The sequence below is a fragment of the Leptolyngbya sp. FACHB-671 genome (assembly GCF_014695745.1).
Classification (GTDB): Bacteria; Cyanobacteriota; Cyanobacteriia; order Elainellales; family Elainellaceae; genus JAAUTN01.
Window position 1 is genome coordinate 89,268 of sequence record NZ_JACJOV010000058.1, and the last position, 11,633, is coordinate 100,900.

The following is an 11,633-nucleotide window of genomic DNA, read 5'->3' on the forward strand; positions in this document are numbered from 1 at the left end:
AATGCTTAGCGTATTAATTTGGCTCCCTATTTTGGGGGCAGCCATCATCGGATTTCTGCCAGGCATCTTTTCCGCAAAACAGGTTCGCATCGGGACTTTAGCCATTACTGGCGCAGTTTTAGCCTGGACAATCTTTCTGATGACCCAGTTTGACCCAAGCGTCTCTGGGCTGCAATTGCAGGAATATCTGCCCTGGATCGAGACATTAGGTTTGAACTATCAGCTTGGCGTAGACGGGCTTTCCCTCGTTCTGCTGGCGCTCAATAGCCTGCTCACTTGGATTGCTGTATTTAGCAATAAAGCGGAAATTGAACGTCCGAGACTGTTTTATGCGTTGATTCTGCTGATTAGTGGCGGAGTTGCTGGAGCATTCCTTGCTCAAAATCTGCTGCTATTCTTCCTGTTTTATGAACTGGAGCTAGTTCCCTTCTACTTGCTGATCTCGATTTGGGGAGGAGCGAAGCGGGGTTATGCCGCGACTAAATTCCTGATCTACACGGCTACTTCTGGTGCACTGATTCTAGCGGGTTTCCTCGGACTGGTTTTGCTAACGGGTGCTTCTAGCTTTGCCTACGAATCCCTGGCAGGACAGGCATTGCCGCTGGGCTTGCAGGTGATTTTGCTGAGTGTGCTGCTGGTCGGGTTTGGCATCAAAATTCCATTGGTGCCGCTGCACACCTGGCTCCCTGACACCTACGTTGAAGCGTCTACCCCTGTCGCAATTTTGCTGGGCGGCGTGTTAGCAAAACTGGGCACCTACGGCATTTTCCGGTTTGGTTTGGGGCTATTTCCTGATGCTTGGAGCGTGCTAGCTCCCTGGATGGCAACTTGGGCAGCAGTGAGCGTACTGTATGGAGCGATCGCTGCCATTGCCCAAAAAGATATCAAGCGCATGGTTGCCTACAGTTCCATTGGTCACATGGGCTATGTTCTGCTGGGCGGTGCTGCCGTTACAGAACTGAGCCTAGTCGGTGCCGTTTCCCAAATGGTGGCACACGGTTTGATTCTGGCAATTCTATTTAACCTGGTCGGTATTATCGAAGCCAAAGTTGGTACTCGCGAACTTGATGTACTAAACGGTTTGATGAATCCGATTCGTGGCTTACCCACCGTCAGTTCTCTGCTCGTTCTAGGCGCAATGGCAAGTGCAGGTATTCCTGGAATGGCTGGATTTATCGCTGAATTCCTGGTTTTCCAGGGCAGCTTCGTTGCCTTCCCTGCACAAACGCTACTGTGCGTAGCGGGGACAGGTCTAACCGCCGTTTACTTTGTGATTCTGCTGAACCGCACCTGTTTTGGAAAGTTGGACAATGCGATCGCCTACTTTCCCAAAGTTGAATTCTCCGAAAAGGTCCCTGCCTTTATTCTTGCTGCCCTAATCTTCTTCCTGGGCGTTCAACCGACTTGGTTGGTGCGCTGGAGCGAACCCACTACCAACGCGATGGTAGCTGCCGTTCCAATTGAGAATGGGGTGCTGGGCAAAGTTGAAAGCGATCGCTCCATTGCAGCCAATCAAGAGCTTGCACCAGTAGCAACAATTCCCAGCCTGGAACCTTGAGTAAACTGCATTTCGCTCCCTAAATTCCCCATACTGGGGCACTTTGAGCGGTTCAAAAAGCTGTTCAGAATGGGGGACTTGCAGGCTAAGAAGGTTTTAATTCACACCCTAGCTCCTAGTCCCCAGCCCCTAACTCCCCTTAAGAAAATTCCTACTCCCGAAACATGACTACCACTCTCGACACCCCCAAAACCAAACTTCCCCCCTCTACTCACGAATTTGCCGACATCATCCATCGGCTCGAAGCAGGTGAAGCAATGCTGCCTGACAGCCCTGAAAACCTGAAGCAAATCATCGGCATTTACAAAGCCTACGCCGTGCCAATGGACTTTTACTGGCGTGACTTGCTTTACATTGCCGAGCGGGTCTTCCTCGAACCGCTGCCCTTTTTCAAATACTTTTTACCCAAAGAATATTTAGAACTGCATAATCATTACGCCGGGGACGATGCTGATCTCCGCATCTGGCGCGGCGAAGCTACTGCTCACCCTGAACTGCTGGAATTTATCGAAAAAGGCGAAGTTCAGCGTAAGCTGCCTAAACTGCTGCACCACTTATGGCACGATCGCGTCAACATGGAATTCGCCGAGGAGTGTATGCGGGTGATGCTTTGGCATCGCAACATGTACGCTCCGATCAACCGCTTTGACCCTTACCTCGACAGTGAAGAATACATTGCTAACGCCGATCGCGCCATCAAAGCCTACTTCAAATACAACCCGGTGATGATGGGGATGTACAAGATGTTTCCCGATATGTTCATCGAACAGGTTCGGCAGATGTCCTACTACAGCAACCTGGGACTGTTTTGGGAAGTGATGGCTCCCGTCTTCTTTGAAATGTCAGACCTGTACGACGAGGGCAAACTCACCAGCGTCCCAGAAGCGATGAACTTTTTGGTGAACGGGATTTTTGCGATCGCCGGTCGCCCTATCTACCACAACGTCTACATTCGAGGTGAATGCTACGAAATCATTCCGAAGTCCAAAGGCTTTACCTGGCTGTATGAAGCCGCACTGCCCTACGTTGAAGCTGTGTTCTACCGCACTTCTCCCTTCCGGGGCACCAAATCCTACAACGCTCAAGCAAAACAGGTGCCTGACGACCAGAAAGATTTCCACTACGGCATCCTCTACGCTGATGTATTTCCCGTTGGCACCGCAGGCATTCCACCGACACTGCTAATGCAGGATATGCTGCACTTCTTGCCCCCATACCTGCTGGACTATTACAAACAGTATTGCCGGGGCGAGGACGACATGCTGATTCAGCTGGGGATTAGCTTTCAGCGATCGATGTACTGCGTTACATCAGCCGTAATTCAGGCGCTTAGAACCGCTTTGCTTTATCCACTGGATGACCCCAATCCTAAGCACCTTCAGGCAAATCGAGAATTTTTTGAATCACAGCTCGATCGCTTCAAGCGTCCTGAAGCAAGGCTGCGGAACATCCAAAATCCAGACTACCGATAAATAGGGTGTGTTAGCGATAGCGTAACGCACCGAAGAAACGCACCAAAGAATTAAGGGTGATGCGTTACGCTACCGCTAACCGTATCCTATGCAATCCATATAACAAATTTGTAAGAGGTAAAAATGGCTGACATTGTTGACATTGCAGTAGGTGCAGGCTCTTTCCAAACTTTGGTTGCAGCAGTTCAGGCGGCAGGTTTGGTAGAAACTTTGAAAAGCCCTGGCCCGTTCACTGTATTTGCGCCAAATGATGATGCCTTTGCCAAATTGCCACCTGGAACCGTGCAAACCCTGGTACAAAACACACCTCAGCTCGCCAGAATTCTGACGTTTCATGTCGTTCCAGGCAAGCTGATGAAAGCGGATTTGGAGAAGGTCAATTCACTCACTTCGGTGGAAGGTTCTACCATTCCCATCAACACTGCTGATGGATTTGAGGTGAAGAATGCAACGGTTTTAGCCGCAGATATTGAGGCGGACAATGGTGTGATTCATGTTTTGGATCGGGTGATCTTGATGGGATAAGTGGGGCGATCGCCTTTCCCTCATTTCCCCTTAGTTTTTTCTCGTTCCCGGCGGAGCATGGTACGGAAATGAAGAAGCGATCGCCTCTCAAGGGGCGATCGCTTCTAAACTACTTTCTTTAGAAAGTCTTAGTGGTGATGGTGGTGATCGTCATGATGGTGATGATGTCCATCATGGTTGTGATCATGGCTATGAGTGTGATAGGACTGCGCTTGAGCTGCTGCCAAAGATGGATTCACCGCCAAAGCCTGCTCTGAAAGCAACGCTTCGATCTGGGGATCTGCCCAATCTGCCGCCATTTGCAAGAATTCAGGATGGTCGTTGACGCAAGCCATCTGTACATAGGTGACTTCAGGATGCTTACGACGCAATCCGTGAATGATGTGATCTACATCCAGCAAGGTTTCATGGTTTTCGGTGGCGAAGCCAATTGGCATGAACACTAGTGCCGTTGCACCCAAGTCAATCAGATTTTTAGCAGCCAGATCTGCATTGGGCTGAGTCCATTCGATTAGGGGAGTTTGGTGGTTTAGCCAGCCTACCGAAATCAGCGGATAGCGGTGGATTAGCCTTTCCCGTACCCGTTCGTAAAGCGCCTGACTCTCATCGATCCCAGAGGTAAAGCCTTTTGCTTTGTGGGGGCAGCCGTGATTCATCAACACGATGCCTGTCTGGGAAGGCAGGTGAGCCACTGCTAAGTCCTTCGCGATCTTGTCTTCAACCAGCTTAGCCATCAAATCAATGTAGGCAGGCTCGTTGTAGAAAGAGGGAATGTAGCGGGTTCCCTTGACCCAATGCTCTGTGCCGTCTGCCAGTTGCACCAACGCTTTGTTGACCTGCTCAACGGCAATACCACTGGTAAAGATGGAATCTACAACCAGCAGCGGATAGATCAGAAGCTTGTCAAAACCTTGGGCTTTGATTTCCGTCAAAACCTGTTCTGGCAGGAAGGGAGCACAGAAGTTAAAGGCTTTGAAAACTTGGATGCGATCGCCCCATTTTGCCTGCAAATTCTGCTCGATGCCCAACCGCTGCTGTTCAAAAATGGCATTGTGAGGTGAAATAAAGTGATCGTGCTGGTGGCTCCATTCGTGCAGATCAAACACAGCCAGCAGCTTTGCCAACGGGGGATAGATCCAGGTTGGCACAGGCGCAAACTTAGCGGTGAGCAGATTTAGCGCCTGTTCGTTGTAATTAGCAAAATCTTCGTAACTTTCGACTTCGCCATAACCCATGAGCAAAACAGCTACCCGATTGCTACCGGCAGCTTGCTCTAAGATTGGCTGTTGAATTTCTTCAGACTGTTGCAATTTTTTAGGAGTAGCAACCACTCTTTGCACCTCGTTTGATAAATTCTGTTTTTTTGATTGAAGTGACCATCTGGTGCAGATCACCTCAGGAAACCCTACTGCCTGAGCAGGTATCTCCCTTAGAGTAACATCCCCCCACTGGGCATGGGATAGTTACTTCTTACCACCTGTATTTGCAAAATTTTGCTCTAAAACTTCTAATACCGCCTGTTCTTCCGGACGGAGATCGTTCGGGTTAGCCTGCTCTATTGTTTGGGATTTCTCCATAATTGGCAGCAGCCAACCTTCCAGGTAAGCATCAATCACACCGGGATGAACGTAATATTTGCGGCAGGTTGCAGGTCGGTTGCCAAGTTGCTTTGCAACTGCCTTGACCGCCTGAACAATATTTCGATTGGCAGCAGTTTTTGACTCAAAGGGTCCAATTTCGCTTAGCTCCATTGCTGTTAAAACGGTACCTGCCCAAGTGCGAAAGTCTTTAGCGCTAAACTCTTCGCCTGTAATTTCCCTCAGGTAGTCATTGACATCTTCGGAGCTAACTTTTTGTCGCTGTCCTTCTTCGTCGATGTACTGAAATAGCTCGTATCCAGGAAGTTCACGGCAGCTTTTGACAATCTTGGCGAGACGGCAATCATTCAACTCAATCTCATGCTCAACTCCGCTCTTGCCGCGAAAGTGAAACCGAATTGTAGATCCTGAGACTTCAACGTGGCGATTTCGCAGGGTAGTTAAGCCAAAGGACTTGTTTTTTTCCGCGTACTCAGGATTACCAATCCGAATGAAAGTCGCTCCTAGTAGTTGTACAACTGCTGCTAAGACCTTTTCACGAGGTACTCCTCGCAGTTTGGAATGCTCTTCGGTGATTTGTCGAATCAATGGCAAAGCCAGACCAAAAGGAATCATTCGATTGAATTTGGTCTGGCTTCTAATTTTTTGCCAGTCGGCATGATAGCGATATTGCTTGCGTCCTTTGGCATCGCGTCCGGTCGCCTGAAGGTGACCGTTATCCAAGGGGCAAATCCACACATCTGTGAGAGCTGGGGGAACGGCTAAGGCTTTGATTCGCTCTAGCACCACCGCATCCTGGACGCGATCGCCATTCACATCGACATAGCTAAAGCCTTTGCCAGACCGTTTGCGCCGAATTCCTGGACTATCGTCACAAACGTAACGCAGACCCGCCACTTTGGCAGACTTGACTGGGTCTGTAACCAGCACGGCCTCTAGCTGCTTGTGAATTGTTTTCTTTTGAACCTTAGCCGTCTTTGCTTGCATTGTCGTAACTAGACCCACTCTGGGATTTTGCCTAAAAGCGCTTAACGCGATCGCTGGTTGAGAAATTGGCTCGCCAGTGCGACCGCATCCCCAATATCAACTTGTCCGTCTTGCCCACCCAAAAACGTGTCCAGTACCGAGTTGGAACCGCGTCTGTTCTGAGTTCTTTGGTTGCTGGCTCCAGATTGCAGTAAATTCAACACAATCGGAATTAGTATCGGCAGCATGGCTCGAACGGTGTTCATGTCCAGTCCGGTTTGCCTAGCAGTATCCCGTACCGTTTCTTCTTCCTGCTGTCGGTCAAAAAGCGACTGAACCGCAGCGGAATTAGCATGAGTGCCGCTGAACTGTTCGACTAGCGTTTCTGCCTCATCGCTGTGTCCAGCAGAGCGCTTTTGCTGCAAGGCAGAGCGAACATGACGACCGACAATGGATAAAACAGTTTGGGTAGTCGAGGGAGGTACGTTGCGATCGCCCGACAATTGCTGAACTGCACCTAAAATGCTGCTAATTTGGTTGGAGCTAGCATGCTGATTTGGATTGTCGATTGCTCCAAGTACCTGATCAAAAAGTCCCATAAATCTTCCAATCTCAAAACTCAACTTAGTCTGCTTGAGGTGAAAAAGTGGGGATGAGGGCAAAATTCGGCAATTTACCAAATTCGTACCCTCTCCCCTGCTCTACCCCACTAAAAGTCGTGATTGCCTTTACTTAGGTAATCGGAAATAAAACTAGCCAATCGTGACTTGACTGGTATCAACTGCACTAGCTCCACGAACGCCTTTGGCAACCGTTGCCATCTTGCTCAAAATTTGTTGGCTGGGCGCTTTACCTTTCAGGACAACAGTGCCGCCAGTCTGAGCGACATAAAGAGTGTCGATGTCATCTAGAGAAGGATCATCATCAAACGCCGCCGCGACTCGCTTAGCTAAGCCGCTTTCGTCATACTGTCCATCCAAACCGACCCGCTCTGGCGGAATGGACTGCGTGCTGGACTGCCGAGTTGTAGCGGGTGCCTGAGCAACACCACCACCGCTTTGAGCAGCTCTGTTGCCCTGTCCACCGTGGGCTCTTTGCTTTTTCTCTTGCTCTTCTTTACCAAACAGTCTTTGTAACCAACCCATAAAAACTCCTTCGTTCTTCGTTAAGTTATTTGGCTTTGTCAGCTATGTTAGGAAGTTTTCTAGTGGCACAACATCATTCTTAGGGTTAGTAGAAAGAAGAAATCAGATTTAGCAGGAATTAGTGAAACTCTTAATTTTTTGTTGAAGGATTAAAGGAGGAATTATCTATATTTTTGCGGATGAATTTAGCTATTTCAATTTTCGCAAAAGAGACTAGATCAGTAGCTAAAACCTCCGTGAGTAGAGGACTCTAGCACCTAGCCCCTGTTGTAAGGCAAAACATTTTACGTCTACATATCCCTAAAGTTATTTATCTAGGAAGTTCTACTCTGGCAGCCTTTTTTTAAGTAGAAATGGAAGTACGTCAACAGTTTGATTTGTTTGAATAGCAACTCTATCTAGTGAGGTAATTCTTTTAGCAGGAACGAAGCTGAGCTAGCTTCAGCACCATTTCATCGATCGCCTGTCGAATGATTCGCACGGGCTGGTCAGACTGATTCACCAAGATGCTGAAAACTAATGGTTGATAATCAGGCAATTCGAGATAGCCCGATAAAGTGACAATGCCGCTTGCCGTTCCGGTTTTGCCAAACAGCCTGCCCTGAATCGGAGTTTCTCGAAAGCGGTTTTGCAGAGTGCCATTGACCCCAGCGATCGCCAAGGATTCTCGATAAACCTCTGCTTCGGCGGATTGAGCGATTGCCCTTAAAGTTTGCACCAGCGCCTCTGGACTGACCAAATTGTGGCGAGACAATCCCGATCCATCTGCCAGCACGTAACTTTCAGAATCAACGCCTAATTCGGTTAAGGTCGTTTCAACCGTAGCAATTCCGGCTTCTGAGGTGGAATCGGTTGAGTTTGTCGGAGTCGTACCTAAGATTCTCAGCAGCGCTTCGGCATAAAGATTCTCGCTCTCCCGATTTGCCTGAATTAGCAGTTCCGACAGTGGATCAGATGTGACGGTGGCGATCGCTTGCTCATCTCCGTTAGCGGGACTTGTTGCCACTGCAACTTGTCCGACCGTAATTCCCGCTTCAGCTAGAATGCGCTGGAAGCGACGCAAGAAATACTGGCTCGGATCAGGAATGGCGATCGCTTCAACTTCTGGCTCTCCCCCAACCTGCAACTGCCCTGAAATTCGTAAGCTCGGCTGATTCAACTCTCGCTCAAGCTGCAAAAATTCTGGCGTTTCGGCTGCTGTAGTGATGGAATTGTTTTCAACCTGCCAGCGCAGGGCTTCTGCCGGATCGCTCCAAGAAAGCTGGAGGGGTTGTCCTACTGCTTGGGGTGAAAGGGTGAGGGCGATCGCATTCAAGTTCAGAATCAGGCTATTAACCCCAGCACCGTAACCTGCCTGCACGTCTTCCCATTCCCAGTTGGAGTTAAGAATCGGGTCTTGAAAGTACTGGTCGTCCCCGATCAGGCGATCGATGTGAGTAATGTTGCGATCGCGAATTTGCTGCGCCAGTTGTCGCAGTTCTGCATCTGTGAAGCTGGGATCACCTTGTCCCACAACTCGCAAAACCATCTCGTCAGGATCGTTTGCCTGATGCACGGAAGTGCGAATTTGAAAGGAGCTACCCAATTGATGTAGCGCCGCAGCAGTCGTCAACAGTTTGGCTGTAGAGGCTGGAATGAAGTAGCGCTGAGCCTCTTGCTCATACAGCGTTTCACCTGTTGCTAGGGTCTGAATGGAGATGCCCCAACGTGAGCGTTGAAGTTCGGGACGGTTGGCGATCGCCTGCAACTCATCTGCCAACTGAGTCGGACAGATTTCTGAACTCGTCTCAGAGTTTGCTTGAGCTACAGGAACGGGGATTTGAGCAGCAGTCTGTGCTCTAACCGAAGCGATGCTAAGTGGAATGACGATCGCTACTAGTCCCAACCCAACCCGAAAAAGCCCTCTTATAAGCATCACAATCCCAACTTCTTCTACACAGAACTTAGAGGGTATTTGAAAAGTAGCAAATGTCCTCTGTAAGGGCGCAGCATTCGGCAGATAGACTCTAAAATAGACCGAAAATTCTTGCCCAAATGCCACGCCCCTACAAACTTTTGGTTACAGATTAGACTTTTCAAACATCCTCTTACAGGAGGCAATCTGACTCCATTGCAATTGTGCAGTACGGAATACAGCACTTTCCTACTAACACGCCGTATTTTTGATTCATTCCAAACTTCCACAAAATTAAGCAACGCCAAAGAGTATTTAGACAGTAGGGAATTTCAAAAAGAGTCTGTGATTCCCGAAAAGTAACAAACTCTGCTGTGTAAATAAGCGCAAAACCAGAAACGAGCAAATGCAATAAGACTTTTTTCTAGATTCCCTAGAAACCCTAAGGATGAGTCATGATCAGTGTAGGAGATGTCAAGACTTACGCATAGTTACTATTAATCTTTTGCGTCGTATAGGTTGCTTTCAACCTTCTCAGCCAAACGAAAGAGAAAGTTTTAAGCCTTGGGTTAAGGGAACTTGAGCAACCTTTTGGCGTTGGTTTGATCTCTGCCGAACTGTTGATCCCCATTGAGAAGTAGGGTGCCGTCCTGGATATTTCTACCGCAGGACAGGGATATATTCAACACAATACCTGGATAGAATCGCTCATAGCTCGAATCTCATTTCAATCTGTGCAACTAGGCGGGGGAGTCATGCAAAGTTTAACTATTCCTTCGACGACAATGTATAGCGAAGACCTGGAGCAATTTCGGCAGCTTCAGCTTCAGCTACGCGATCGCTGGCAAGCCGTAGAGCAGTTCGACCATAACGACTGCGATATTTTGGTGATTCCCTCGCTCAGCCTGGATCAGCGGGAGCTTCTCAAGATCAAGGGAGTGCATCACTATGAAGAACGTCTGCTGTTTTCTCTGATTCGACTGCAAAATCCTTGCACTCGGCTGATCTACGTCACCTCACAGCCGATTCACCCTAGTGTGATTGAGTACTACCTCCAGCTTTTGCCAGGGGTGCCATTTTCCCAAGCCCGCGATCGCCTCCTCCTTCTGTGCGCCTACGATTCATCCCCCCGCTCTTTGACCGAAAAGATTTTAGAGCGCCCCCGGTTAGTCGAGCGAATTCGGCAGGCAATTCGTGCAGAGCGGTCCTATATGACCTGTTTTAATGCCACGACGCTAGAACGGGATCTGGCTTTACAGCTAAATATACCGCTGCTAGGGCTTGATCCAAGTCTGCTCTACTGGGGCACCAAGAGCGGCAGTCGAGAAATTTTTGCCGAAGCTGAGGTGCCGCATCCTGATGGGAGTGATTTGGTCTGGAACTCGGCAGACTTAGCAAAAGTAGCGGTCGAGCTTTGGGAACGACAGCCTGACCTAAAGCGAATGGTCATCAAGCTAAACGAAGGCTTTTCAGGGCAGGGGAATGCACTGCTTGACCTCAGACCGATTCAGCACCTTGCCCCCGGAAATGCCTCGACTGCAGAACGGGTTCAGGAAATACGCGATCGCTTTGAGTCGCTCAGCTTCCAATCGGACACTGAAACTTGGGATAACTTTAGCAGTCGCATTCCAGAATTGGGGGCGATCGCTGAAGCCTTTATCGAGGGCGAGGAAAAGCGATCGCCCAGCGTTCAAGGACGTATCACGCCTGGCGGCGAAGTTGAGATCCTTTCTACTCATGATCAGATCTTGGGCGGCCCAGACGGACAAATTTTCCTGGGATGCAGCTTCCCCGCTGATGAATCCTATCGATTGCGTTTGCAGGAATGGGGCTGGAAAGTCGGCAAAGCCCTGGCAGCACGGGGAGCTTTGGAGCGCTACAGTGTAGACTTTATTGCCGTGCGACGGGCTGGCGACGGTGCCGCTCCGGGCGAACAGTGGGAATTTCAAGCGATCGAAATCAACCTGCGAAAAGGTGGCACTACCCATCCATTTATGACGCTAAAACTGTTGACTAACGGGCGTTACGATCGCCCCACGGGTCAGTTTTACAATCAGCAGGGTGTGCCGAAATACTACATTGCTACTGACAACCTGCAAAAAGACCGCTATCGGGGGCTATTGCCCAGCGACCTGATGGACATCATTGCCCACCATCGTCTGCACTTTAACAGCATTACCGAGACAGGCACCGTTTTTCACCTGATGGGCTGCTTGTCAGAGTTCGGCAAAGTGGGACTGACCAGCATCGGCAACTCGCCCCAACAAGCTGAGGAAATCTACAATCGGGTAATTCAAGTCCTCGACTCAGAAACCACAGAGCAAAATAGCTATTCTGGTCATCCTTCAACCCCCATGCTGCCAATCCAATGGAACGGACGAGGAGAGGGATAAGAGTGCAAAGTTCAATCTAAAACCCTAGATCCCGTAGGGGCGTAGCATTCGGTAAGTAGTCCCTGAAATAAATCAGAGATTC

9 protein-coding genes are annotated in these 11,633 nt (G+C 49.3%); 4 read left to right on the forward strand and 5 right to left on the reverse strand.

Translation table 11 applies throughout. The features are described from left to right. Nucleotide 1 precedes the first annotated feature (1 nt). The 3 genes from H6F93_RS06285 to cupS all read left to right on the forward strand — a co-directional run bounded on the left by H6F93_RS06285 (nt 2) and on the right by cupS (nt 3,555). A complete protein-coding gene (locus tag H6F93_RS06285) occupies nt 2–1,558 on the forward strand; it encodes an NADH-quinone oxidoreductase subunit M (protein ID WP_190679742.1) in 1,557 nt (518 codons plus the stop codon). A gap of 164 nt (nt 1,559–1,722) precedes the next feature. Further along, the gene (gene cupA / locus H6F93_RS06290) at nt 1,723–3,030 is read left to right on the forward strand and encodes a CO2 hydration protein CupA (RefSeq protein ID WP_190679743.1); all 1,308 of its coding nucleotides are present in this window, start codon (nt 1,723–1,725) and stop codon (nt 3,028–3,030) included. Nucleotides 3,031–3,153: 123 nt separating this feature from the next. Continuing rightward, nucleotides 3,154–3,555, forward strand: a complete 402-nt coding sequence (cupS, locus tag H6F93_RS06295) for a CO2 hydration-associated protein CupS (protein ID WP_190641953.1) — start codon at nt 3,154–3,156, stop codon at nt 3,553–3,555. 128 nt (nt 3,556–3,683) lie between these two features. On the opposite strand, the gene H6F93_RS06300 is transcribed toward cupS, so the two are convergent. From H6F93_RS06300 to dacB, 5 genes are all read right to left on the reverse strand, one after another. After that, nucleotides 3,684–4,886, reverse strand: a complete 1,203-nt coding sequence (locus H6F93_RS06300) for a ferrochelatase (protein ID WP_524537905.1) — start codon at nt 4,884–4,886, stop codon at nt 3,684–3,686. Nucleotides 4,887–5,018: 132 nt separating this feature from the next. Next, nucleotides 5,019–6,140 (reverse strand): DNA topoisomerase IB, encoded by a 1,122-nt coding sequence (locus H6F93_RS06305; protein ID WP_190679744.1) that lies wholly within the window; start codon nt 6,138–6,140, stop codon nt 5,019–5,021. Between the two features lie 41 nt (nt 6,141–6,181). After that, nucleotides 6,182–6,718, reverse strand: a complete 537-nt coding sequence (locus H6F93_RS06310) for a DUF937 domain-containing protein (protein ID WP_190641955.1) — start codon at nt 6,716–6,718, stop codon at nt 6,182–6,184. Between the two features lie 153 nt (nt 6,719–6,871). Then, nucleotides 6,872–7,264, reverse strand: a complete 393-nt coding sequence (locus H6F93_RS06315; RefSeq protein ID WP_190641956.1) for a BON domain-containing protein — start codon at nt 7,262–7,264, stop codon at nt 6,872–6,874. Between the two features lie 415 nt (nt 7,265–7,679). Then, nucleotides 7,680–9,179 carry a D-alanyl-D-alanine carboxypeptidase/D-alanyl-D-alanine endopeptidase gene (gene dacB / locus H6F93_RS06320; RefSeq protein ID WP_190679775.1) on the reverse strand — a complete coding sequence of 500 codons (1,500 nt, stop codon included), beginning with the start codon at nt 9,177–9,179 and terminating at the stop codon, nt 7,680–7,682. Between the two features lie 734 nt (nt 9,180–9,913). On the opposite strand from dacB, the gene H6F93_RS06325 reads away from it, so the two are divergent. Continuing rightward, nucleotides 9,914–11,551, forward strand: a complete 1,638-nt coding sequence (locus tag H6F93_RS06325; RefSeq protein ID WP_190679745.1) for a peptide ligase PGM1-related protein — start codon at nt 9,914–9,916, stop codon at nt 11,549–11,551. Nucleotides 11,552–11,633: the final 82 nt, after the last annotated feature.

Coding starts and splice junctions, on each gene's coding strand:
- H6F93_RS06315 (WP_190641956.1), bottom strand. CDS start 7,264: ATGGGTTGGTTACAAAGACTGTTTGGTAAAGAAGAGCAAGAGAAAAAG.
- H6F93_RS06305 (WP_190679744.1), bottom strand. CDS start 6,140: ATGCAAGCAAAGACGGCTAAGGTTCAAAAGAAAACAATTCACAAGCAG.
- cupA (WP_190679743.1), top strand. CDS start 1,723: ATGACTACCACTCTCGACACCCCCAAAACCAAACTTCCCCCCTCTACT.
- H6F93_RS06285 (WP_190679742.1), top strand. CDS start 2: ATGCTTAGCGTATTAATTTGGCTCCCTATTTTGGGGGCAGCCATCATC.
- cupS (WP_190641953.1), top strand. CDS start 3,154: ATGGCTGACATTGTTGACATTGCAGTAGGTGCAGGCTCTTTCCAAACT.
- H6F93_RS06325 (WP_190679745.1), top strand. CDS start 9,914: ATGCAAAGTTTAACTATTCCTTCGACGACAATGTATAGCGAAGACCTG.
- dacB (WP_190679775.1), bottom strand. CDS start 9,179: ATGCTTATAAGAGGGCTTTTTCGGGTTGGGTTGGGACTAGTAGCGATC.
- H6F93_RS06310 (WP_190641955.1), bottom strand. CDS start 6,718: ATGGGACTTTTTGATCAGGTACTTGGAGCAATCGACAATCCAAATCAG.